Source organism: Pseudomonas sp. KB_15 (genome assembly GCF_052114525.1).
In the GTDB taxonomy this organism is placed as follows: Bacteria; Pseudomonadota; Gammaproteobacteria; order Pseudomonadales; family Pseudomonadaceae; genus Aquipseudomonas.
In genome coordinates, this window is record NZ_JBFREX010000020.1 from 97,811 (window position 1) to 122,416 (window position 24,606).

At 60.1% G+C, this 24,606-nt stretch carries 19 protein-coding genes, 1 tRNA gene and 1 pseudogene; 18 read left to right on the forward strand and 3 right to left on the reverse strand.

The features are described from left to right. Positions 1-72 precede the first annotated feature (72 nt). From rimP to AB4Z35_RS17755, 9 genes are all read left to right on the forward strand, one after another. Entirely contained in the window at positions 73-531 is a 459-nt protein-coding gene (gene rimP, locus AB4Z35_RS17715; RefSeq protein ID WP_007993601.1) for a ribosome maturation factor RimP, read from the forward strand. Between the two features lie 59 nt (positions 532-590). Then, the gene (gene nusA / locus AB4Z35_RS17720) at positions 591-2,072 is read left to right on the forward strand and encodes a transcription termination factor NusA (RefSeq protein WP_007988680.1); all 1,482 of its coding nucleotides are present in this window, start codon (positions 591-593) and stop codon (positions 2,070-2,072) included. Between the two features lie 27 nt (positions 2,073-2,099). Next, a complete protein-coding gene (gene infB / locus AB4Z35_RS17725) occupies positions 2,100-4,625 on the forward strand; it encodes a translation initiation factor IF-2 (protein ID WP_442098364.1) in 2,526 nt (841 codons plus the stop codon). Between the two features lie 159 nt (positions 4,626-4,784). Next, the gene (rbfA, locus tag AB4Z35_RS17730; RefSeq protein WP_007973108.1) at positions 4,785-5,186 is read left to right on the forward strand and encodes a 30S ribosome-binding factor RbfA; all 402 of its coding nucleotides are present in this window, start codon (positions 4,785-4,787) and stop codon (positions 5,184-5,186) included. A gap of 3 nt (positions 5,187-5,189) precedes the next feature. After that, positions 5,190-6,107, forward strand: a complete 918-nt coding sequence (truB, locus tag AB4Z35_RS17735) for a tRNA pseudouridine(55) synthase TruB (RefSeq protein WP_007993603.1) — start codon at positions 5,190-5,192, stop codon at positions 6,105-6,107. 115 nt (positions 6,108-6,222) lie between these two features. Then, a complete protein-coding gene (rpsO, locus tag AB4Z35_RS17740; protein ID WP_011332409.1) occupies positions 6,223-6,492 on the forward strand; it encodes a 30S ribosomal protein S15 in 270 nt (89 codons plus the stop codon). A 217-nt stretch (positions 6,493-6,709) separates the two neighbouring features. Continuing rightward, entirely contained in the window at positions 6,710-8,815 is a 2,106-nt protein-coding gene (gene pnp / locus AB4Z35_RS17745) for a polyribonucleotide nucleotidyltransferase (protein WP_442098365.1), read from the forward strand. A 139-nt stretch (positions 8,816-8,954) separates the two neighbouring features. Next, positions 8,955-9,030 (forward strand) — tRNA-Thr (locus AB4Z35_RS17750). Between the two features lie 330 nt (positions 9,031-9,360). Then, positions 9,361-9,666, forward strand: a complete 306-nt coding sequence (locus AB4Z35_RS17755; protein WP_442098366.1) for a DUF6388 family protein — start codon at positions 9,361-9,363, stop codon at positions 9,664-9,666. A gap of 121 nt (positions 9,667-9,787) precedes the next feature. Here AB4Z35_RS17755 and nadC read toward each other — a convergent pair whose 3' ends face one another. Beyond that, the gene (gene nadC / locus AB4Z35_RS17760) at positions 9,788-10,636 is read right to left on the reverse strand and encodes a carboxylating nicotinate-nucleotide diphosphorylase (protein WP_108229182.1); all 849 of its coding nucleotides are present in this window, start codon (positions 10,634-10,636) and stop codon (positions 9,788-9,790) included. Between the two features lie 252 nt (positions 10,637-10,888). On the opposite strand from nadC, the gene ampD reads away from it, so the two are divergent. From ampD to AB4Z35_RS17785, 5 genes and pseudogenes are all read left to right on the forward strand, one after another. Next, positions 10,889-11,449, forward strand: coding sequence for a 1,6-anhydro-N-acetylmuramyl-L-alanine amidase AmpD (ampD, locus tag AB4Z35_RS17765; RefSeq protein WP_442098369.1), 561 nt, complete (start codon positions 10,889-10,891; stop codon positions 11,447-11,449). Further along, the gene (gene ampE, locus AB4Z35_RS17770) at positions 11,446-12,282 is read left to right on the forward strand and encodes a regulatory signaling modulator protein AmpE (protein ID WP_442098371.1); all 837 of its coding nucleotides are present in this window, start codon (positions 11,446-11,448) and stop codon (positions 12,280-12,282) included. The genes ampD and ampE overlap by 4 nt, the downstream gene beginning before the upstream one ends. A 1,173-nt stretch (positions 12,283-13,455) precedes the next feature. Further along, positions 13,456-13,659 (forward strand): annotated as a pseudogene (locus AB4Z35_RS17775) (HAMP domain-containing protein); the annotation flags it as partial. Between the two features lie 153 nt (positions 13,660-13,812). After that, the gene (locus AB4Z35_RS17780) at positions 13,813-14,517 is read left to right on the forward strand and encodes a methyl-accepting chemotaxis protein (protein ID WP_442098394.1); all 705 of its coding nucleotides are present in this window, start codon (positions 13,813-13,815) and stop codon (positions 14,515-14,517) included. Positions 14,518-14,776: 259 nt separating this feature from the next. Beyond that, a complete protein-coding gene (locus AB4Z35_RS17785; RefSeq protein WP_442098373.1) occupies positions 14,777-15,166 on the forward strand; it encodes a hypothetical protein in 390 nt (129 codons plus the stop codon). Here AB4Z35_RS17785 and AB4Z35_RS17790 read toward each other — a convergent pair whose 3' ends face one another. Next, positions 15,167-15,943, reverse strand: a complete 777-nt coding sequence (locus AB4Z35_RS17790; protein WP_442098375.1) for a TatD family hydrolase — start codon at positions 15,941-15,943, stop codon at positions 15,167-15,169. It lies immediately after the preceding gene. Between the two features lie 3 nt (positions 15,944-15,946). Then, positions 15,947-16,942 carry a catabolite repressor/activator gene (cra, locus tag AB4Z35_RS17795; RefSeq protein ID WP_033052572.1) on the reverse strand — a complete coding sequence of 332 codons (996 nt, stop codon included), beginning with the start codon at positions 16,940-16,942 and terminating at the stop codon, positions 15,947-15,949. A gap of 290 nt (positions 16,943-17,232) precedes the next feature. Here cra and ptsP point away from each other — a divergent pair, with 290 nt between their 5' ends. The 4 genes from ptsP (at position 17,233) to AB4Z35_RS17815 (ending at position 24,575) form a co-directional block, all read left to right on the forward strand. After that, a complete protein-coding gene (ptsP, locus tag AB4Z35_RS17800; protein WP_442098377.1) occupies positions 17,233-20,094 on the forward strand; it encodes a phosphoenolpyruvate--protein phosphotransferase in 2,862 nt (953 codons plus the stop codon). Continuing rightward, complete coding sequence (gene pfkB / locus AB4Z35_RS17805) at positions 20,094-21,035, forward strand: 1-phosphofructokinase (protein ID WP_442098379.1); 942 nt, start codon at positions 20,094-20,096, stop codon at positions 21,033-21,035. Before ptsP ends, pfkB begins: the two co-directional genes overlap by 1 nt. Before the next feature lie 11 nt (positions 21,036-21,046). Further along, on the forward strand, positions 21,047-22,786 hold the full coding sequence (locus AB4Z35_RS17810) for a PTS fructose-like transporter subunit IIB (protein WP_442098381.1): 1,740 nt from the start codon (positions 21,047-21,049) through the stop codon (positions 22,784-22,786). 247 nt (positions 22,787-23,033) lie between these two features. After that, positions 23,034-24,575 (forward strand): alkaline phosphatase D family protein, encoded by a 1,542-nt coding sequence (locus AB4Z35_RS17815; RefSeq protein WP_442098383.1) that lies wholly within the window; start codon positions 23,034-23,036, stop codon positions 24,573-24,575. The last annotated feature ends 31 nt before the right edge of the window (positions 24,576-24,606 follow it).

Here is a 24,606-nt window from a genome sequence, read left to right on the forward strand (position 1 = left end):
GTTTCAAGGATGGGCGTTTAGCCCATTTTTTTATTTTGCATAGCATGCACATACATGCACTAGGGGGTTCAGGTGTCGAGCAAGCTAGAAGAGTTGCAGGCCTTGCTGGCCCCGGTGGTCGTGGCCCTAGGCTATGAATGCTGGGGTATTGAGTTTTCGGCCCAGGGTCGCCACTCAATGTTGCGCGTTTATATCGATAAAGAAGGCGGCGTGCTGGTGGACGATTGCGCCATCGTCAGCCGTCAGATCAGCGGTGTGCTGGATGTTGAAGATCCAATCGCCGTTGAATACACCCTTGAAGTTTCCTCGCCTGGCATGGAACGCCCGCTGTTCACTCTTGAGCAGTTTGCAAAATTTGCCGGTGAACAAGTGAAGATCAAGCTGCGCTCGCCTTTTGAAGGACGACGCAACTTTCAGGGCCTTCTGCGCGGCGTAGAAGAGCAGGATGTCGTGGTGCAAGTAGAAGACCATGAGTTCCTGTTGCCGATCGATATGATCGACAAGGCCAACATTATTCCCAGTTTTGACTGAGGCGTGCCAGATACTGCGGATCCCGCGGATCCAATGGCTTGCGAAAGGCGAGGCGTACGATGAGCAAAGAAGTACTGCTGGTTGTTGAGTCGGTATCCAATGAAAAGGGCGTACCGGCAAACGTGATTTTTGAAGCGCTGGAGCTGGCTCTGGCCACTGCGACCAAAAAGCGTTTTGAAGACGAAGTTGATCTGCGTGTGGAAATCAATCGCCACACTGGCGCTTACGAGACTTTCCGTCGCTGGACGGTCGTCGAGGAAGCAGACCTGGACGATCCGGCCATCGAAACCTGGCCGAGCAAGGTTGCCGAAACGCATCCTGGCGCCAAGGTCGGTGACGTTGTCGAAGAGAAAATCGAATCCATCGAGTTCGGCCGCATTGCTGCACAGACTGCCAAGCAAGTCATCGTGCAGAAAGTACGCGAAGCCGAGCGCGCTCAGGTTGTTGACGCTTACCGCGAGCGCCTGGGTGAAATCATCTCCGGCACCGTGAAAAAAGTCACCCGCGACAACGTGATCGTCGATCTGGGCAACAACGCTGAAGCGTTGCTGGCCCGTGAAGACATCATTTCTCGCGAAACATTCCGGGTTGGCGTGCGCCTGCGTGCGCTGCTCAAGGAAATCCGCACCGAGAACCGCGGCCCGCAGTTGATCCTGTCGCGTACCGCGCCGGAAATGCTGATCGAGTTGTTCCGCATCGAAGTGCCGGAAATTGCCGAAGGCCTGATCGAAGTGATGGCTGCGTCCCGTGATCCGGGTTCGCGCGCCAAGATCGCCGTTCGCTCCAAGGACAAACGCATCGACCCGCAAGGCGCTTGCATCGGTATGCGCGGTTCGCGCGTCCAGGCAGTGTCGGGTGAGTTGGGCGGTGAGCGTGTTGACATCGTTCTGTGGGACGACAACCCGGCTCAGTTCGTGATCAACGCCATGTCCCCGGCCGAGGTTGCGGCAATTATCGTTGACGAAGATGCCCACGCAATGGACATCGCCGTTGGCGCAGACAATCTGGCTCAGGCCATCGGTCGCGGTGGTCAGAACGTGCGTCTGGCCAGCCAGTTGACTGGCTGGACCCTGAACGTGATGACCGAATCGGACATCCAGGCTAAACAGCAAGCAGAAACCGGCGACATCCTGCGCAACTTCATCGACGAGCTGGAAGTCGACGAAGAGCTGGCTCAGGTGCTGGTTGATGAAGGCTTCACCAGCCTGGAAGAGATTGCCTACGTACCGTTGGAAGAAATGCTCAACATCGACGGCTTTGACGAGGAAATCGTCAACGAGCTTCGCGCTCGTGCCAAGGATCGCTTGTTGACCAAAGCCATCGCTACTGAGGAAAAGCTGGCAGACGCCCATCCGGCCGAAGACCTGCTCTCGCTTGAGGGTATGGACAAGGATTTGGCGATGGAACTGGCGGTGCGCGGCGTAATTACCCGCGAAGACCTGGCCGAGCAGTCTATTGACGACCTGCTCGACATCGACGGCATTGACGATGATCGTGCCGGCAAGTTGATCATGGCCGCCCGAGCCCACTGGTTCGAGTAATTAGGCGCGGCCTGAGGAGAGAAGTGCATGACGCAAGTCACGGTGAAACAACTGGCCGATGAGGTCAAAACACCGGTAGAGCGCCTGTTGCAGCAGATGCGTGAGGCAGGTCTGCCGCACACCGCCGCCGAAGAACATGTGACTGACAGTGAGAAGCAATCGTTGCTGACTCACTTGAAAAGCAGTCACAAGGCGAAAGTGGAAGAACCACGCAAGATTACGCTGCAGCGTAAAACCACCAGCACCCTGCGGGTTGCTGGCAGCAAAAGCATCAGCGTTGAAGTACGCAAGAAGAAAGTCTTCGTACAGCGCAGCCCGGAAGAAATCGAAGCCGAGCGCAAGCGTGAACTGGATGAACGTCGCGCAGTAGAAAATGCTGCACGTCAGAAGGCTGAAGAAGAAGCCAAGCGTCGCGCCGAAGAAGAAGCGCGCCGCCAGCCTGCTGCTGCGCAGACCGCTCCTGCCGAACCTGTTGCAGCGCCTGCTGTGGTAGCCGAGCCAGTGCGTGAAAGCGCACCGGTCGTGGCAGCCGCTCCGGCGCCTGCGGCAGACACTCGCAAGCGTGACGAACAGCGTCGTCCGGACAAACCACGTGCCGACGACAACAGTCGTCGCGGTGGCGGCGATGGCGAGCGCAAAAACGCTCCGCATCGTGCTTCGGTCAAGGAAAAGGCGCCGGCTCCACGCGTTGCTCCACGTACTACCGACGAAGAAAGCGATGGCTTCCGTCGTGGTGGTCGCGGCAAGGCCAAGCTGAAGAAGCGCAACGCTCACGGTTTCCAGAGCCCGACCGGCCCTGTCGTGCGCGAAGTGAAGATCGGCGAAACCATCACTGTTGGCGATCTCGCTCAACAGATGTCGGTGAAGGCTGCTGAAATCATCAAGTTCATGTTCAAACTGGGTACTCCAGCGACCATCAACCAGGTACTGGATCAGGAAACTGCTCAGCTTGTGGCTGAGGAGTTGGGCCACAAAGTGACCCTGGTCAGCGACACCGCCCTGGAAGATTCCCTGGCCGAGTCCCTGAAGTTTGAAGGCGAGGCAGTTTCCCGTGCGCCGGTCGTGACCGTAATGGGCCACGTTGACCACGGTAAGACTTCCCTGCTCGACTACATCCGTCGTGCCAAGGTTGCTGCTGGCGAAGCCGGTGGTATCACCCAGCACATCGGTGCGTACCACGTTGAAACCGACCGTGGCATGGTGACGTTCCTCGACACCCCAGGTCACGCCGCGTTCACCGCGATGCGTGCCCGTGGTGCCAAGGCGACCGACATCGTGATCCTCGTGGTTGCAGCGGACGACGGCGTGATGCCGCAAACCATCGAAGCTGTTCAGCACGCTCAGGCTGCTGGCGTTCCGCTGGTTGTCGCGGTGAACAAGATCGACAAGCCAGGTGCTGACCTCGATCGTATCCGTAGCGAACTGTCGGTTCACGGCGTGACGTCGGAAGAGTGGGGTGGTGACACGCCATTCGTACCGGTTTCGGCGAAGATGGGTACCGGTGTAGACGAACTGCTCGAAGCCGTTCTGCTGCAAGCCGAAGTCCTGGAACTGACTGCAACCCCATCGGCTCCTGGCCGTGGTGTCGTGGTTGAATCCCGCCTGGACAAGGGCCGTGGCCCAGTGGCTACCGTGCTGGTTCAAGACGGTACCCTGCGTCAGGGCGACATGGTCCTGGTCGGTTCGAACTATGGCCGTGTTCGCGCCATGCTCGACGAGAACGGCAAAGCCATCAAGGAAGCCGGTCCTGCCATCCCTGTCGAGATCCTCGGCCTGGACGGTACTCCGGATGCCGGCGACGAGATGAGCGTGGTTGCCGACGAGAAGAAAGCCCGTGAAGTGGCTCTGTTCCGTCAAGGCAAGTTCCGCGAAGTCAAACTGGCTCGCGCTCACGCCGGCAAGCTGGAAAACATCTTCGAAAGCATGGGTCAGGAAGAGAAGAAGACGCTCAACATCGTCCTCAAATCCGACGTCCGTGGATCGCTGGAAGCGTTGAACGGTGCCTTGAACGGCCTGGGTAACGACGAAGTGCAAGTGCGTGTGGTCGGTGGCGGCGTCGGTGGTATCACCGAGTCCGATGCCAACCTGGCGCTGGCCTCCAACGCTGTACTGTTCGGCTTCAACGTGCGTGCCGATGCCGGCGCGCGCAAGATCGTCGAGCAGGAAGGTCTGGACATGCGTTACTACAACGTGATCTACGACATCATCGAAGACGTCAAGAAAGCCCTGACCGGTATGCTCGGCAGCGATGTTCGCGAGAACATCCTGGGTATCGCCGAAGTGCGTGACGTGTTCCGTTCGCCGAAGTTTGGCGCGATCGCAGGTTGCATGGTGATCGAAGGTGTCGTTCACCGTAACCGTCCAATCCGTGTACTGCGTGAAGACATCGTTATCTTCGAAGGCGAGCTGGAATCCCTGCGCCGCTTCAAGGATGACGCTTCCGAAGTACGTGCCGGCATGGAATGCGGTATCGGCGTGAAGAGCTACAACGACGTCAAGGTCGGTGACAAGATCGAAGTCTTCGAGAAGGTGCAGGTTGCTCGCAGCCTCTAACTCGCGCACTTCAGGAGCCGTGACGGGTAGCCGCATGCAAATGCGCAGCTCGTCACCAGGACTCTAAACGCAACGCCCGGTCTGGCTTTTGTCAGGCCGGGCGTTTGCCGCTTTCAGACCTTGCGGGTTTCACCGTGGGGCAGTAACAGGTAACAATACATGGCAAAAGAATATAGCCGTACCCAGCGTATCGGCGATCAGATGCAGCGTGAGCTGGCACAACTGATCCGTCGTGAAGTCAAAGACCCGCGCGTCGGCCTGGTCACCATTACCGCAGTGGAAGTCAGTCGTGACGTCGGTCACGCCAAGATCTTCATCACCGTGATGGGGCAGGACAGCGCCGAAGAAATCGCACAAAGCATCAAGGTGCTGAACTCCGCCGCCGGCTTCCTGCGCATGCAGCTGGCTCGCGAGATGAAGCTGCGCAGCGTTCCACAGCTGCACTTCCACTACGACGAAAGCGTCGTGCGTGGTGCGCACCTGTCGGCATTGATCGAGCGCGCAGTGGCTGAAGACAATCAGCATCCGGTTGCGGCAGAAGCCGAAGACACCAAGGAGTAATCGGTGGCTCAGGTCAAACGTATCCGTCGTAACGTCAGTGGCATCATCCTGCTCGACAAGCCGCTGGGGTTCACCTCCAACGCGGCCTTGCAGAAGGTTCGCTGGTTGCTCAATGCCGAGAAGGCCGGACACACCGGCAGTCTCGATCCCTTGGCCACAGGCGTGTTGCCGCTGTGCTTCGGCGAGGCCACCAAGTTCTCGCAGTACCTGCTCGATTCCGACAAGGGTTATGAAACCCTGGCGCAACTGGGCAAGACCACCACCACGGCGGATGCCGAAGGTGAAGTTTTGCAGGAGCGTCCGGTGACCGTTGGTCGCTCCGATATCGAGGCTGTACTGCCGAAATTTCGTGGGCAAATCAGTCAGATACCGCCGATGTACTCGGCACTCAAGCGTGATGGGCAGCCGCTGTACAAGTTGGCCCGTGCTGGTGAAGTAGTGGAGCGCGAACCGCGTTCTGTTACTATTACGCGCTTGGAATTGCTGGCCTTCGAAGGCGATACTGCGCGGCTGGCGGTGGATTGCAGCAAAGGCACCTATATCCGTACCCTGGTGGAGGATATCGGTGAGCAACTCGGTTGTGGCGCTTACGTTGCAGAACTGCGACGTACCCAGGCCGGGCCATTCACCCTGGCGCAGACGGTTACCCTGGAAGAGCTGGAAGCGGTACATGCCGAAGGCGGCAACGAAGCGGTCGATCGCTTCCTGATGCCATCGGACAGCGGCCTGCTGGATTGGCCACTGTTGCAGTTCTCGGAAGCGAGCGCGTTCTACTGGCTCAACGGCCAGCCGGTACGTGCCCCGGATGCTCCGAAGTTCGGCATGGTACGGGTACAGGATCACAATGGTCGCTTCATCGGTATCGGTGAAGTGAGCGAAGACGGGCGCATCGCGCCGCGTCGACTGATTCGGTCAGAATGACCGGACGAGGGTGGCTGTTAACAGGCACGGTCACTACTCATTTTTAGATACAGGGATTTGTCCCTGGCCTGTTGAAACTGTTTCTGAAACAGTTTCCTGATAAAAGGATTGCCTCATGGCTCTCGACGTTCAAGAAAAAGCTCAAATCGTAGCTGACTACCAGCAAGCTGTTGGTGACACTGGTTCGCCAGAAGTGCAAGTTGCACTGCTGACCGCCAACATCAACAAACTGCAAGGTCACTTCAAGGCCAACGGTAAAGATCACCACTCCCGTCGTGGTCTGATCCGCATGGTTAACCAGCGTCGTAAGCTGCTGGACTACCTGAAAGGCAAGGACGTGAGCCGTTACAGCGCTCTGATCGCTCGCCTGGGTCTGCGTCGCTAATAAGCGATTGCGCTAGAGGTTGGTTGTCTGTCGTGCGTCAGCGGGTTTCCCGCCGGCGCATGGCAGGCTCCCAGCCTCAAGTTTTATCTGGATGTCTGCTTTACCGTATTACCTGTGTGAGTACACCCCGGACAACCGGTCGGGCCGATTCCCGGCGTTGCCCAAGAATTTCGCAAGAAACCAGTTCCCCCAAGAGCCACAAAGAAGGTAGGACACCGTGAACCCGGTAATCAAAAAATTCCAGTTCGGTCAGTCGACCGTTACCCTCGAGACTGGCCGTATCGCCCGTCAGGCCTCCGGCGCAGTATTGGTCACCGTTGACGACGACGTCAGCGTATTGGTGACCGTAGTCGGTGCCAAGCAAGCCGATCCAGGCAAGGGCTTCTTCCCTCTGTCTGTTCACTACCAGGAAAAGACTTACGCTGCCGGCAAGATCCCCGGCGGTTTCTTCAAGCGCGAAGGCCGTCCTTCCGAGAAAGAAACCCTGACTTCCCGACTGATCGACCGTCCGATCCGTCCGCTGTTCCCGGAAGGCTTCATGAACGAAGTGCAGGTTGTCTGCACCGTCGTTTCCACCAGCAAGAAGACCGATCCGGACATCGCTGCGATGATCGGTACCTCGGCTGCCCTGGCCATCTCCGGCATTCCTTTCGATGGCCCGATCGGCGCTGCCCGCGTTGCGTTCCACGAAAGCACCGGCTACCTGCTGAACCCGACTTACGAGCAACAGGCTGCTTCGAGCCTGGACATGGTCGTTGCCGGTACTTCGGACGCTGTGCTGATGGTTGAGTCGGAAGCCAAAGAGCTGACCGAAGACCAGATGCTGGGCGCGGTACTGTTTGCTCACGACGAATTCCAGGTTGTGATCAACGCTGTCAAAGAACTGGCTGCCGAAGCTGCCAAGCCAACCTGGACCTGGGCTCCACAGCCTGAAGCTACCGAACTGCTGGGCGCTATCCGTGCCGAGTTCGGCGAGGCGATCTCCCAGGCTTACACCATCACCGTCAAGGCCGACCGTTACGCTCGCCTGGGTGAGTTGAAGGATCAGGTCGTTGCCAAGCTGTCCGGTGAAGAAGGCCAGCCTTCTTCCGGTGAAGTCAAAGCGGCTTTCGGCGAAATCGAATACCGCACCGTTCGCGAAAACATCGTAAACGGCAAGCCACGTATCGACGGTCGTGACACTCGCACCGTGCGTCCGCTGAACATCGAAGTCGGTGTTCTGCCAAAGACCCACGGTTCGGCACTGTTCACCCGTGGCGAAACCCAGGCCCTGGTAGTCGCGACTCTGGGCACCGCCCGTGACGCGCAGCTGCTGGACACCCTGGAAGGCGAGAAAAAAGACCCGTTCATGCTGCACTACAACTTCCCTCCGTTCTCGGTGGGCGAGTGTGGTCGCATGGGTGGCGCCGGTCGTCGCGAAATCGGTCACGGCCGTCTGGCCCGTCGTTCGGTTTCGGCCATGCTGCCTGCCGCTGACGTGTTCCCGTACACCATCCGCGTGGTTTCGGAAATCACCGAATCCAACGGTTCGAGCTCCATGGCTTCCGTTTGCGGTGCTTCCCTGGCCCTGATGGACGCCGGCGTGCCGATGAAGGCGCCGGTTGCCGGTATCGCCATGGGTCTGGTTAAAGAAGGCGAGAAATTCGCCGTCCTGACCGACATCCTGGGTGACGAAGACCACCTGGGCGACATGGACTTCAAGGTAGCCGGTACCGCCAAAGGCGTCACCGCGCTGCAGATGGACATCAAGATCAAGGGCATCACCGAAGAAATCATGGAGATCGCTCTGGGCCAAGCCCTGGAAGCGCGCCTGAACATCCTCGGCCAGATGAACCAGATCATTGGCCAGTCGCGTACCGAACTGTCGGCCAACGCTCCGACCATGATCGCGATGAAAATCGACACCGACAAAATCCGTGATGTCATCGGTAAAGGCGGCGCGACCATTCGTGCGATCTGTGAAGAGACCAAGGCTTCGATCGACATCGAAGACGACGGTTCGATCAAGATCTTCGGCGAAACCAAGGAAGCGGCAGAAGCTGCCCGTCAGCGCGTTCTGGGCATCACCGCTGAAGCCGAAATCGGCAAGATCTATGTCGGTAAGGTTGAGCGCATCGTCGACTTCGGCGCATTCGTCAACATCCTGCCGGGCAAGGACGGTCTGGTTCACATCTCCATGCTGAGCGATGCTCGCGTTGAGAAAGTGACCGACATCCTGAAAGAAGGCCAGGAAGTGGAAGTACTGGTACTGGACGTGGACAACCGCGGCCGTATCAAGCTGTCCATCAAAGACGTGGCAGCTGCCAAGGCTTCGGGCGTTTAATCACGCCCCACGCCTGACCGCTTCAACGTTTTAAAAAATGCCCCGCCGTGAAAACGGTGGGGCATTTTTTTGTCTGTAGATCACTGAGATGATTGGCGAAGTTGCCGGAGTCGAAACTCAGTGCTAGGTTTAGCCCACCGCCCGTGTAGCTCAGCCGGTAGAGCAGCGCACTCGTAACGCGAAGGTCGCAGGTTCGATTCCTGTCTCGGGCACCATATCCCCCTTGGTCATTTCACCTTTCTGCTCAGGTCCTCGACGGTACGCTTGAGGTTCTCGAGTTCGCGGTCCCGATCGCTGTTTGAATTTATATTCCCGCCATCATCAAAACATCGTGTGCACAACTTTTTGCGGGGAGATGCAAAGAGACGTGTAAATCCGCGGCCAAACGTCCTATATTCGGAGCCTGCCTGAGCAACGCCCAGCAGTTTTCAGATGATCCAGAATGGTTCTGAAGGCCAGATAAACCGGGTCTGATCCGGTTTTTGTGTCAGAGAGATCCTTGAAGATCCAGATCCATCTTCCATTCCCAGATCAGCGAGAACGCCATGACCGATAAAGAGATGACCCAGGAAGCCCGACACGAAGAAGCGCTGAAGAAATACGTGCTGGATGCCCCCGAGCTGATGGACGAGATCAAGGACTTGAGTCCCGATGATCAGAAAGACCAGATTCAATGGGCGTTCGAGGACGAGGCGGAGGCCCAGGGCTTGCAGCCGTGGGAACTGACGCTCAAGTACACCTCAACGCCGCAGGAGTACGAGACAGAACGCCTGAAGCTGCACAAGGAGGCGGCCGAGGTGTTGGGCGTCGAGTGGGAAGAGTACTGCGAGATGAACAATCTGGTGGTGTGACACTCATGTAGGAGCGAGCTTGCTCGCGATGATGGCGTGTCAGCTTGCACATTTCTTGAATGTGCCACCCTCATCGCGAGCAAGCTCGCTCCTACAGTTTTGGCAACTCACATCCGTGTGATCAGAGACTCAGGCGCATCGATAGATCGACCGCCTTCACATCTTTGGTCATCGCACCGATCGAAATGTAATCCACCCCGGTCTGTGCAATCGGCAGCAACGTGCTTTCATTGATCCCGCCGCTGGCCTCCAGCTTGGCTTTGCCGGCATTCAGGCGCACGGCTTCGCGCATGTCGTCCAGGCTCAGTTCGTCGAGCATGATGATGTCGGCACCGGCCGCCAGTGCTTCTTTCAGTTCCTCCAGGCTTTCCACTTCAATCTCTACCGGTTTTCCCGGGGCGATCTTGTGCGCGGCAGCGATGGCCTGCGCGATGCCGCCACTGGCGGCGATGTGGTTTTCCTTGATCAGGAAGGCGTCATACAGGCCGATGCGGTGGTTGTGGCAACCGCCGCAGGTCACGGCGTACTTCTGCGCCAGGCGCAGCCCCGGCAAGGTTTTGCGGGTGTCGAGCAGCTTGACCTGAGTCTCGGCCACGAAGTCCGCCAGGTATTGAGCGCGGGTTGCCACGCCGGAGAGCAATTGCAGGAAGTTCAGGGCGCTGCGTTCGCCGGTCAGCAGTGAGCGCGCAGGTCCTTCGAGGTGGAACAGCACCTGATTGGGCGTCACCCGTTCGCCGTCGGCAACCTGCCAGTGCACCGCCACCCGTGGGTCCAGTTGCCGAAACACGGTATCCACCCAGGCGGTGCCGCTGATGACGGCGGCGTCGCGGGTAATGATGGTGGCTTTGGCCAGGCGTTCGGCCGGGATCAATTGCGCGGTGATGTCGCCGCTGCCGATGTCTTCGCGCAACGCACGGCGCACGTTGGCTTCGATTTCGGCGGTCAGATCGGCGAGACGTAGATTCGGCATAACGGACTCCACAAACAAAGTGGCTAGATTATAGGGCCATGGCACGGACCAACCCAAGGCATCAGAGCGTTACGTTTGCGCTGGCACCTGTATTTGGTCGAATCCTTTACATTGTCGGCATTGGCGGTCGATTCCGAACAAGCGCCTGTTTGAGATCGGCATCCTCCAGCGTCTCAAACGCGGCAAGTGATCGCGCCTCGGGGGATTATCGCGGCATACTGTGCCAACACAGTCGACGTTGAAGGAGTCGGTATGCAGTTGGACCCCGCGAGCGGTTGGTGTCAGGGTGTGCATTTATGCCCTTCGCCCAACTTCAATGCGCGCCCCGAAGGCGAGATTTCCCTGCTGGTGATCCACAATATCAGTCTGCCGCCCGCGCAATTTCAGACCGGCAAGGTGCAGGAATTTTTTCAGAATCGTCTGGATGTCACCGAACATCCCTATTTTGAAGGGATCGCGGATTTGCGGGTGTCCGCGCACTTTCTGATCGAACGTGACGGTACCGTCACCCAGTTTGTTTCATGCCTTGAGCGTGCATGGCATGCGGGTGTTTCGAGCTTCGAGGGGCGGGAAACCTGTAACGATTTTTCCGTGGGCATCGAGCTCGAAGGCACGGATGATCTGCCGTTCACCGATGCGCAGTACAGCGCGTTGACAGCCCTGACCCGCCAGTTGCAGCAGGCGTTCACGGCGATTACCACAGAGCGCATCTGCGGGCACAGCGACATTGCACCGGGGCGCAAAACCGATCCAGGGCCGGCGTTCGACTGGGCACGCTATCGTGCCGCCCTGGCACAAGAGGAAGGACGATGAGTTTTCTGGTGTTGCTGTTGGCGGTGTGGATCGAGAAGTTCTCGGCCTTGCGTCATCGGGTTCAGCGAGACGGCGGCTGGATACACGAGCTGAACAAGCTTGAGACCAGCCCGCGACTTTCGGGTCGGCCATGGCTGGTGTTGTCGATACTTGTCTTGTTGCCGGTAGCGTTGCTGGGTTTGCTGTTGGTGGTCATCGAGCCGGTGGCCTACGGGTTGCTGGCGTTGCCGATCCATTTGCTGGTAGTGATTTACAGCCTGGGGCGCGGTGATCTGCTGGGTGATCTCGGGCCGTTCCGCGATGCCTGGCGTCGTGAGGACCTGCAAGCCGCGGCCCTTGTCGCCAAGCGCGATCTGGATATTTGCGCAGACAGTGGCGAGCAGCTGCTGGAGCAGGTCGAAGGTCATTTGCTGTGGGAGGCCTACCAGAGTTTTTTCGCGGTGATTTTCTGGTACTTCCTGCTGGGTCCGGTCGCGGCGCTGAGTTACAGGCTGCTGGCGCTGGCCGAAGAACACGGGAAAAGCCCTGCGGTGGTCGAGCGCGCCGGGCAACTGCGTCACGCCTTCGACTGGGTGCCGGTACGCCTGCTGGCGGCGAGCCTGGCGTTGGTCGGCAATTTTGTCGCGGTCAGCCGGGTCATGCTGCATGAACTGCTGAACTGGAACATCAGCGCCGCGCAACTGATCGAGAAAGTCGGGATGGTGGCTGGTGAAATTCCGGCGCCGGTGGCCGGCGCGGAAGGTATCAACAACCTGGACCGCATCTGGGAACTGCTGCTGCGTGCCGCGGTGCTCTGGTATGCCGGGTTTGCGTTGTGGACGGTCCTGCATTAGGCCGGCATTGAGCCATTGTGGCGATCCGGCAAGCCCCCTCGCCACAATGGTTCATCCGCCTGCGCGGATGAAACCTGTCGTTAACCTTAAGTTACAAAACCTCCTGCCGATTTAAGTTATACAGAGATAGCGCCGAATAGTGGCTATCTGCTCTCGGTCTGCGCCTGCCAATAAAAAAAATAAGAAATCGAAGGGAGACATCCAGTGAAGAGCTTGCTCTATCCCGCTGTCGCGCTGATGAACCGCCTGAGCTTCGGCATGAAGTTCAGTCTGATCAGCGTACTGTTCCTGGTGCCGATGCTGGTGACCAACTTCTATCTGGTGCGCGACTCCTATCGCGAATTCCACGGCACGCGTGTCGAACTGCAGAGCCTTGATCTGTTGGGCAGCAGCCTGGCGTTACGACGCGATCTGGAAACCCTGAACAACCTGGTACAGATCAATGTCAGCCTCGGCCAGTCCGGCAAGGCCGGCAATGTCGAGTCGAAAATCAGCGCGCTTGAGCAAAACATTCTGACTCGCCTGCAAGGGCTGACGGCGATGACCAGCGACCCGGAGCAGGTCGCGGTGTTCGATGGCAAACGCGATGAAATGATCGCCGCGTTCAAGGCCCAGCAAACGGAAAACTCCCTGCAAAGCAAGAGTGCACTGATTGGCAAGCTGGTGGGTAGCGCGCAGATTTTCAGCCAGCTCATCACCAGCCAGGCCGGCCTCAGTCGCGACAACCAGAGCGACATGCGCCAGTTGAGCGAGCTCGTCACTCTCGTCACGCCACGGGTCACCCAGATCCTGGGCGAAGGTCGGGCAATGGGTTCTTATTCGTTGGGGCAGGGTTTCATCAACTCGGCGTCAAGTACGCGTTTCGATGAATTGCTGGCGCAGATTGAAAAGCTCCAGGCCGAATATGGCCTGAAGTTGCAGGATGCCCTGGGTTCCAGCATGGCCGCCCGCGATACCCTGGTCGCTCAGGCCGATAGCAGCCGGGCATCCTTGAAGAAAGCCAGCGAGCTGTTCGAAGAACAAGTGGTCATGGCCGATACCCTCGATGCGCCGTGGCAGGGCTTTTACGATCAGGTCAGCACCCTGATGGACCAGACTTACCAACTCAATGAGGCGGTCCTGAAGTATCTCGGCCCGCAATTGCAGCAGCGGCTTGAGCAGAATCGCACGCATATGTTCTTGCAGGCCGTGGCGTTGTCAGTCGTATTTGTGTTGATCTTTTATCTCTACGGCGCTTTCTATGCCTCGACCCGCACCACGCTCAAGCGTCTGGGGGCGGTGATGGACAAGGTGGCGGCCGGCGACATGACCGTGACCTTCAGCGCTCATAGCCGCGATGAGCTGGGGGAGCTGGGCGAGGTGTTCAACGGCACCGTGAAAAAAATTCATGACCTGATCGAGCGGGTGGGGCAGACCGTCAGCGAAGTCGAGCGTCAGGCCGGGCAAGTGGAAAATGTTTCCGCGCAAAGCAACCAGGCCGTCGCCGGGCAGCGCACGCAGATCGAACAAGTGGCCACGGCCATGAACCAGATGTCGGCCACTTCCCAGGAAGTCGCGCGCAGTGCCGCCGCAGCGGTGAGCAGTGCCCACAGTGTCAACGATGAGACCATCAGTGGTCGCAGTCTGGTGGAGTCTCAGCAAGGCAGCATTGCCGCGCTGGCCAGCGAGATCGATCAATCGGTGCTGGTGATCAATCAACTGGCCAGCGACAGCCAGTCCATCAGCCGCGTTCTGGAAGTGATCAAGAGTATCGCCGAGCAGACCAACCTGCTGGCACTCAATGCCGCTATCGAAGCTGCACGGGCCGGTGAACAGGGGCGTGGTTTCGCGGTGGTAGCCGATGAAGTCCGGACCCTGGCCAAGCGTACCCAGCAATCGACCGAAGAAATCGAGCAGATGATCGCCAAACTCCATGGCGGTGTCGGCGCGGCGGTCAAGGCCATGGGCACCAGCCATGAAATGGCCAACGGTACGGTGGGGCAGTCGGAAAAGGTTCAGCGGGCGCTGGAAAACATTCTGGGAGCGGTCGGCATGATCGTCGACCAGAACCAGCAGATTGCCGCCGCGGTGGAGCAACAAACCGCCGTGGCCCACGACATCGACCAGAATATCGTCGAGATCAATCGCGCCGGCGAGCGTACCGCTGAAGGTGCACATCAGACCGAAGATGCCAGTCGGGCGTTGTCGGCCCAGGTCGTGGAGTTGAAACAGTTGATCAGTGCATTCCGGGTCTGAAAGAATCCTCGGGACCCAGTGGGAGCGGGCTTGCCCGCGAAGACGGCGGCACATCCAACATTCATGTGACTGAACGATCGCTTTCGTCGGATCGCCGCCCGGAGCAAGCCCGCTCCCACAGTTTTGGTGTACTGTCGGAAGGTTTCGTAATAATTTTTCCCTTTCCGGGCGGGAGTTCTCCTTATTCTCTCCGTGCGCTGGCTTTTGGATTTCAATCAAGGAAGATTTACGTGGCTTACCCCATGGAGGAGGTTTGGTTATGTCTGTTGTAACAACAGGAGTTCAGGGGCGCTGTGCGCATTGTCAGCGCACATTGCTGCTTCAACCCTGGCAACTCAATGCCATTGCGATAAATGAAGCGTTTGCCTGTGCCCACTGCCAGAAACACGTTCAGTTATGTTGTCCGGAACAGTTCAAGCGCTTCAAGTCGCTCGATTCTTTTTCGCTGTTGCGCGCCAGCCTGCGGTTGATGGTCTGCACCGCGTTGCTGGTGGCGTTGATGATGGAGTGGCTGGGAATGCTCAGTGTCATCGAACAGCTGAATGGTTCGATGATCGCCATATTCGTGTACTTCGCGGTGATCCGTTACTTCCGCCGACGCCAGCACCTGACGCTGATCCTGGAAGCCGCCAGGGCTCACGCCGACTGATTACCAGCCGAACACTGCGCAGCTGTTGGCGGTGCTGGCAGCCGCCAGTTGTTCCGGGCTGATCGCCATCCGATGCGCCAGTGCCTCGCAGATCGCCGGCAAGTGTGCCGGGCTGTTGCGCTGGCCTGGAAACATGGCCGGGGCCATGTCCGGCGAGTCGGTTTCCAGCACCACCGAATCCAGCGGCAGTTCGCCGAGCACGCGGTGCATGCGCAGCGCCTGCGGCCAGGTCGGGGCGCCGCCAAGGCCGAGCTTGAAACCGAGCTTGATGTATTCCCGTGCCTCTTCCTTGCTACCGGCGAAGGCGTGGATGATGCCGGCCCGCTTCAGGCGAAACCGTTTGAGCGTGGCAATCACCGCCGCATGGCTACGTCGCACATGGATCAATGCCGGAAGATCGAAATCCGCCGCCAGTTGCAATTGCGCATCGAACAATGCCTGCTGGCGGTCGCGGTCCAGAGTCTCGATGAAGTAATCCAGGCCGATCTCGCCCACCGCACACAATTGCCGATGGCCGGCCAGACGAGTCAGCCAGTCACCGAGTTCGCTCAGGTGTTGCGGGCGATGATCGTCCAGGTACACCGGATGCAAACCGAAGGCGGCGTGCAGGTCGGGATCACTCTGCACCAGCTCCCAGACACGTTGCCAATTGGCCTGACAAACCCCCAGCACCACGATTCGCCGCACCCCGAGGGCGCGGCTGTCGGCCAGCAGCGTCTGGCGGTCGTTGTCGAAGTCTGGAAAATCCAGATGGGTGTGGGTGTCGATCAGCTCCACGGTTCAATCCTGGAGAATACGTTGCTTGAACGTCCGCGCGATGGCTTGCACGCCGGGCCGGTAATCCGACTGCTCGATGGCCGCCAGGGCCAGTGCGAGGGCCTTGTCGGCGATCAACTGGTGTTGCTGGGCCATGGCGTTGACCGGTAGCGGCAGGAAGTCCAGCAACTGGGTGTCACCGAATGTGCCGAGGCGCAACGGGCGGTTTTTCAGCGGGAAGTCGTGCAGCGCATCGAACACGCCCTGAAGCAGCACGTAGGAGGTGGTCACCAACGCATCGGGCAAATGGCCCAGGCGCAGAAGCAACTCTTCCATTAATTGTTTACCGCACTCGCGGCTGAAGGATTCGCCTTCTTCGATCAGTACTTCGCCGTTGAACCCGGTGAGGGCCTCTTTGAAGCCAGCGGCACGTTCCCGGCTGATGCTCAGCTCCGGGCGGGCGCCGATCAACGCGATCTGCCTGGGCAACGGCTCCAGCAGGCTGCGGGTCAGTTGCAGGCTGGCCTCGCGGTCGTCGCTGATCACCGAACAGAAATGCTCGGGTTCCATGACCCGGTCGATGGCGATGATCGGAATGCCCTTGGCCTGCAATTGGCGATAACTTTCGTCGCCGGCTGGCAGGCAACTGGCAACGATCAGTGCGTCGCAGCGCCGGGCGCGGAACAGTTGCAGCAATTGCCGTTCGCTGTCCGGTGCATCGTCGGAACTGGCGATCAACAACTGATAACCCCGGGCCCGCGCGCCTTGCTCCAGCAATTTGGCGATTCGCGCGTAACTGGGGTTTTCCAGATCCGGCAGAATGAACCCCAACGTGCGCGTGTGTCGGCTGCGCAAACCGGCGGCCTGTGGGTTAGGCGTGAAGCCATGTTGTTCGACGACCGCACGCACGCGTTCGACGGTGGCGCTGCTGATGCGCTGCTGTTCGGCCTTGCCATTGATGACATAGCTGGCGGTGGTGACGGACACACCGGCCAACTGGGCGATATCACTGAGTTTCAACCCGCTGTTTCCTTGTTTTTTCGAGGTTGCCTCGACATTTTCGTCAATCCTAACCGATTCAGGCAGGCGACCATTGTCGTAACGCATCCGACAAGTTGGGCTTCAAGGATGGGACATTATCGAGTAACGTGCCATTCATTCTAGATTAAACGTTTCAGCAGGCGTATTTTCTACGTTAAAGGCGCCTTTGGCCGGTTCTGCCGCGAAACCGCCAAATGCAATGACCAAGCGCCTGAGCTGATTCATTCAAAACAATACCTGGTGCCCCAAGGCGCCAAAAAGGAGAAAGCATGCTCGAGCTCACTGTAGAGCAGATTTCCATGGGTCAGTCGGCTGTGGACAAGTCCGCAGCGCTGCAATTGCTGGCCCGGCATCTGGTCGTCGACGGCCTGGTTGCCGAGGGTTATCTCGCCGGATTGCAGGCGCGGGAAGCCCAGGGCTCGACCTTTCTCGGTCAAGGTATTGCCATCCCCCACGGTACGCCCGAAACCCGCGACCAGGTGTTCACTACCGGTGTGCGCCTGATGCAGTTCCCTGACGGCGTGGACTGGGGCGACGGTCATATCGTTTACCTGGCGATCGGTATCGCCGCCAAATCCGATGAACACCTGCGCCTGTTGCAATTGCTCACCCGCGCCCTCGGCGAGACTGACCTGGGTCAGGCCCTGCGTCGCGCCGGGTCCGCCGAAGCCTTGCTGAAGTTGCTGCAAGGCGCGCCGCAGGAACTGGCGCTGGATGCGCAGATGATCGGCCTCGGTGTGGCGGCCGAAGATTTCGAAGAGCTGGTCTGGCGCGGCGCACGTCTGTTGCGGCAGGCCGACTGCGTGAGCAACGGTTTCTCCGCCGTGCTGCAGCAGGTTGAAGCGCTGCCGTTGGGCGATGGCCTGTGGTGGCTGCACAGCGAGCAGACGGTGAAGCGTCCGGGCCTGGCCTTCGTCACCCCGGACAAACCGCTGCGTTACCTCGGCCAGCCACTCAATGGCCTGTTTTGCCTGGCCAGCCTCGGTGAGGCCCATCAAGCCCTGCTCGAACGCCTGTGCGCGTTGTTGATCGAAGGGCGTGGCCATGAGTTGGGGCGCGCCACCAGCAGCCGCAAAGTCCTCGAAGTGCTCGGTGGTGAAGTGCCCGCCGACTGGCCCAGCGCGCGAATTGCATTGGCCAACGCCCACGGTTTGCATGCGCGCCCGGCGAAAATCCTCGCGCAACTGGCAAAAAGTTTTGAAGGCGAAATTCGTGTGCGCATTGTCGATGGCCATGACAGCGCCGTGTCGGTAAAGAGCTTGAGCAAGTTGCTCAGCCTCGGCGCCCGTCGGGGCCAGGTACTGGAAATCATCGCCGAACCGGACATTGCGGCTGATGCGTTGCCGGCCTTGCTGGCCGCCATCGAAGAAGGCCTCGGTGAAGAGGTCGAGCCGCTGCCGCCGGCAAGCCAGGCACGTGAAGTCGTTGCCGATATGGCCGAAGTGGTCGTCGCCCCGGTATCGGGCAGCGTGGTTCAGGCGATTGCCGCGGCTCCCGGGATCGCCATCGGGCCGGCCCATATTCAAGTGCTGCAAGCCGTCGATTACCCGTTGCGCGGCGAGTCCGCCGCCATCGAGCGTGAACGTCTCAAGCATGCCCTGGCGCAGGTACGCCGTGACATCCAGGGCTTGATCGAGCGCAGCAAAAGCAAAGCCATTCGCGAAATCTTCATCACCCACCAGGAGATGCTCGACGACCCGGAACTGACCGATGAGGTCGACACGCGCCTCAAGCAGGGCGAAAGCGCCGAGGCGGCGTGGATGGCCGTGATTGAAGCGGCGGCCCGGCAGCAGGAAGCGTTGCAGGATGCCTTGCTCGCCGAACGCGCAGCCGACTTGCGCGACATCGGCCGTCGGGTGCTGATGCAGCTCAGTGGCATCGAAACCCCGAACGAACCGGACCAACCGTACATTCTGGTGATGGACGAGGTCGGCCCGTCCGACGTCGCGCGTCTCGATCCGGCTCGCGTGGCGGGGATTCTCACCGCCCGTGGTGGCGCTACGGCGCACAGTGCGATTGTCGCCCGGGCCCTGGGCATCCCGGCACTGGTCGGCGCCGGTCCCGGTGTTTTGCTGCTGGCGCCGGGTACGCCGTTGCTGCTTGATGGCCAGCGTGGTCGTCTGCATGTGGACGCTGACGCGGCGACCTTGCAACGCGCCACGGCCGAACGCGATACCCGCGAGCAACGCTTGAAGGCAGCTGCGGAGCAACGCCACCTACCGGCACTGACCACCGATGGCCACGCTGTCGAAGTGTTCGCCAACATCGGTGAAAGCGTCGGTGTGGCTGGCGCGGTGGAGCAGGGTGCCGAAGGCATTGGCCTGTTGCGCACCGAATTGATTTTCATGGCCCACCCGCAAGCACCCGATGAGGCGACCCAGGAAGTCGAGTACCGCCGCGTCCTCGATGGTCTGGCCGGGCGGCCGCTGGTGGTGCGCACCCTCGATGTCGGTGGCGACAAACCGCTGCCGTACTGGCCGATTGCGAAGGAAGAAAACCCGTTCCTCGGCGTGCGTGGTATTCGCCTGACCTTGCAGCGCCCGCAGATCATGGAAGCGCAATTGCGCGCCTTGCTGCGGGCGGCCGACAACCGGCCCCTGCGGATCATGTTCCCGATGGTGGGCAGCGTTGACGAGTGGCGCCAGGCCCGTGACATGACCGAGCGCCTGCGTCAGGAGATCCCGGTTGCCGACCTGCAACTGGGGATCATGATCGAAGTGCCGTCGGCGGCATTGCTGGCGCCGGTGCTGGCCAAAGAGGTCGACTTTTTCAGCGTCGGTACCAACGACCTGACGCAATACACCCTGGCCATCGACCGTGGCCATCCGACGCTGTCGGCCCAGGCCGATGGCTTGCATCCGGCGGTGCTGCAACTGATCGACATCACCGTGCGCGCGGCTCATGCTCATGGCAAATGGGTCGGTGTGTGCGGTGAACTGGCGGCCGACCCGCTGGCGGTGCCGGTGCTGGTCGGCCTCGGGGTGGATGAACTCAGCGTCGGGGCGCGCAGCATTGCCGAGGTCAAGGCGCGGATTCGCGAACTGGGCTTCACTCAGACTCAAACCCTTGCCCGACAGGCCTTGGCCGTGGGCAGCGCCAATGAAGTGCGCGCACTAGTGGAGGCCCTGTAATGGCCCGGATTCTCACTCTGACCCTCAATCCGGCGCTGGACCTGACCGTCCAGTTGCCGCGCCTTGAAACCGGCCAGGTCAACCGCAGCGATGTGATGCACACCCACGCCGCCGGCAAAGGCGTAAACGTGGCACAAGTGCTGGCGGACCTCGGGCATCAGTTGACCGTCAGTGGATTTCTTGGCGAAGACAACCTGCAAGCGTTCGAGGCGTTGTTCGCCAAACGCGGTTTTGTCGATGCCTTTATCCGCGTTCCCGGTGAAACCCGCAGTAACATCAAACTGGCGGAAAGCGACGGACGCATCACCGACATCAACGGGCCGGGGCCGCAGGTCAGTGAAGCGGCGCAGCAGGCCTTGCTGGATCGACTGGAGCAGATTGCCCCGGGGCACGATGCGGTGGTTGTCGCCGGAAGCTTGCCGTTGGGCGTCAGCGCGCAGTGGTTGCAGGCGTTGATTTTGCGCTTGAAACAACTGGGTCTGAACGTCGCCCTCGACACCAGCGGCGATGCGTTGCGTGCAGCGCTCAAAGCGGGGCCGTGGCTGATCAAACCCAACACTGAAGAGCTGGCCGAGGTGCTGGACTGCGAGGTCGTGTCGGTCAGTGCCCAAGCCAAGGCGGCGGAGCGTTTGCACGCCCAGGGCATCGAGCATGTGGTGATTTCCCACGGCGCCGAAGGCGTGAACTGGTTCAGCGTCGGCTCGGCGCTGCATGCCACGCCACCCAAAGTCAGCGTCGCCAGCACGGTGGGCGCGGGTGATTCGTTGCTGGCGGGGATGCTCCACGGTTTGCTCAGCGCCGATACGCCGGAGCAGACCTTGCGCACCGCCACGGCGATTGCCGCGATGGCAGTGACCCAGATCGGTTTCGGTATTGGCGATGCAGCGCAACTGGCGCAGCTCGAACGGGGTGTGCGTGTGCGTCCCCTGACAGAACAATAAGAGGGTTTGTCATGAAGTTAGCCATCATTACGGCCTGCCCGAACGGCATGGTCACCAGTGTGCTGTGTGCCCGGCTGCTCGATGCCGCGGCCCAGCGTCAGGGCTGGAGCACCAGTGTCGAAGTCACCGATGCCGCGCATCCCGAAAAGCAACTGTCGGCGACCACCCTCGAAGCGGCCGAGTGGGTACTGCTGGTGACCAGCGCGCCGGTGGACATGTCACGGTTTGTCGGCAAGCGGGTGTTCCAGAGTACCCCGGCCCAGGCCCTGCAAGACGTGGATGCCGTGCTGCGGCGCGGTGCGCAGGACGCTCAGGTGTACGCCGCCGTCGAAGCCGTCGTCGAACCGGTAGCGGTCGCCAAAAATACGCCTCGACTGGTGGCCGTCACCGCATGCCCGACGGGCGTAGCACACACGTTCATGGCTGCCGAAGCCTTGCAGCAAGCGGCCAAGCGCCTGGGCTACGATCTGCAGGTGGAAACCCAGGGCTCGGTCGGCGCACGCAATCCATTGAGCGCGCAAGCGATCGCCGAGGCCGATGTGGTGCTGCTGGCGGCCGATATCGAAGTCGCCACCGAGCGTTTTGCCGGCAAGAAAATCTATCGTTGTGGCACCGGCATTGCCCTCAAGCAAGCCGAAGCGACCTTGAACAAAGCCTTGGCCGAAGGCCAGCAGGAAAGCGCATCGAGCGCTGCCAAAACAACGGACAAACAGGAGAAGACCGGCGTCTATAAACACCTGCTGACCGGTGTGTCGTTCATGTTGCCGATGGTGGTCGCCGGCGGCCTGATGATCGCCTTGTCGTTCGTGTTCGGCATCACCGCATTCAAGGAAGAGGGCACGCTGGCGGCGGCGTTGATGCAGATTGGCGGCGACAGCGCATTCAAGCTGATGGTGCCGCTGCTGGCGGGCTACATCGCCTACTCCATCGCCGACCGTCCAGGCCTCGCGCCGGGGATGATCGGCGGGTTGCTGGCGAGCACCTTGGGCGCCGGTTTCATCGGCGGGATCATTGCCGGTTTCCTCGCCGGTTACACGGCCCGGGCGATCAATAAATATGCGCGTTTACCACAGAGCCTGGAGGCGCTTAAACCGATCCTGATCATCCCGTTGCTGGCGAGTCTGTTCACCGGTCTGGTAATGATTTACGTAGTGGGCAAACCGGTGGCTGGCATGCTTGCCGGCCTCACGCATTTCCTCGACAGCATGGGCACCACCAACGCGATTCTACTGGGTGTGTTGCTGGGTGGAATGATGTGCGTCGACCTCGGCGGACCGATCAACAAAGCGGCCTATGCGTTCTCGGTCGGGTTGTTGGCATCGCAGAGTTACGCGCCGATGGCGGCGACCATGGCCGCCGGCATGGTGCCGCCGATTGGCCTGGGCATCGCCACGTTCATTGCCCGACGCAAGTTCGCCCAGACCGAACGCGAAGCCGGTAAGGCAGCGCTGGTGCTGGGGCTGTGTTTCATCTCCGAAGGGGCCATTCCGTTTGCGGCGAAAGATCCGTTGCGGGTGATTCCGGCGAGCATCGCCGGCGGTGCGCTGACCGGTGCGTTGTCGATGTACTTCGGCTGCAAGTTGATGGCACCCCATGGGGGGTTGTTCGTGCTGGCGATCCCGAATGCGATCAACCATGCGCTGTTGTATCTGCTGGCGATTGTCGCGGGAAGTCTGTTGACGGCGGTGGCGTATGCGCTGGTCAAGCGGCCGGAAGATGTGGAGTTGGCACTGGAGCCGGCCAAGGCCTAGATCAAAAGATCGCAGCCAGCTCCTACATGTGAAATGCGATCCCCTGTAGCAGCTGGCGAAGCCTGCGTTCGGCTGCGTAGCAGTCGTAAATCAGAGTTCGCGGTACGTCAGAGAGATCGTGCAAGCCGGATTTACGACTGCTGCGCAGCCGAACGCAGCCTTCGGCAGCTGCTACAAAATGCGGATTCTGTGTGTCATGTGTGGGTCACACGGCCATGCTTTAGTTTTCCATTTCAGGGAGAACACCATGAGCGATTTCAACCTCGGGCGCCGTCGTGTCATGCAAGCGGTCGGCGCCGGACTGTTGTTGCCGGGGCTGGCGCCGGCGGTGATCGCTTCGGTCAAGGATCGGCCGCAACTCACCGACGGCGTGCAGTCCGGCGACCTGCTGGGCGACCGGGCGATCATCTGGAGCCGCTGTGACCGCCCCGCGCGGATGGTGGTGGAGTGGGACACCCGCAGCCTGTTTCCCAACCCCCGGCGATTCGTCTCACCCATGGCCGATGCGCGTACCGATTTCACTGCCCGGGTCGAACTCACCGGGCTGCCCGCCGGCCAGGCGATTTTCTATCGCGTGCAGTTTGAAGACGCCCAGAGCGGCGTCGCCAGCGAGCCCTGGTTCGGTCACTTGCGCAGCGTGCCGCAAACCCGCCGTGACATCCGTTTTGTCTGGAGCGGCGACACCGTCGGCCAGGGCTTCGGCATCAACCCGGACATTGGTGGCATGCGCATCTACGAAGCAATGCGCCTGCGGTTGCCGGACTTTTTTATCCACAGCGGCGACACCATTTACGCCGACGGCCCGATCCCGGCGCAGCTCACCACCGAAGGCGGCCGGGTGTGGCGCAACATCACCACCGAGGCCAAGAGCAAAGTCGCCGAGACCCTCGATGAGTATCGCGGTAATTACCGCTACAACCTGATGGACGAAAACATCCGTCGCTTCAACGCCGAGGTCCCGCAGATCTGGCAGTGGGACGACCACGAAGTGGTGAACAACTGGTCGCCGGGCAAGCAGCTGGATGCGCGTTACCAGGACAAAGATATCCACAGCCTGGTGGGCCGCGCACGCCAGGCCTGGCTCGAATACGCGCCGATGCGTTTGCAGAGCGGTGATGGCGGCGGGCGGATCTATCGCAAGCTGGGTTACGGGCCGCTGCTCGATGTTTTCGTGCTGGACATGCGCAGTTATCGCGGAGCCAACGATGACAATCTGGGCGCTGAAAAACCCTTCCTCGGTCGTGAGCAGCTGGACTGGCTCAAGCGCGAAATGCAGGCCTCGAACGCGCAATGGAAAGTGATCGCCGCCGACATGCCCATTGGCCTCGGCGTGCCTGACGGCGAGGTCAGCCCCGGTGTCGCGCGCTGGGAAGCCGTGGCCAACGGTGACCCTGGCCCGGCCCAGGGTCGCGAACTGGAAATCGCCGAACTGCTCGGTTTTCTGCGGGCGCAGCAGGTGCGCAATTTCCTGTTCCTGACCGCGGATGTGCATTACTGCGCGGCCCATCATTACCACCCGGATCGGGCGGCGTTTCAGGATTTCGAACCGTTCTGGGAATTCGTCGCCGGGCCATTGAATGCCGGGAGTTTCGGGCCCAATCCACTGGACAAGACCTTCGGCCCCGAAGTGGTATTCGAAAAGGCGCCACCCGCGCAGAACGTCTCGCCGTTTGCCGGGTTTCAGTTTTTTGGCGAGGTGAATATCAATGGGCAGAGCGGGGAGTTGAGTGTGGTGTTGCGCGATCTGGACGGGGTGTCTGTGTTCGAGCAGAGGTTGCAGCCGGTTTGATCGCTGGACTCAAAGCCCCTGTGGGAGCGAG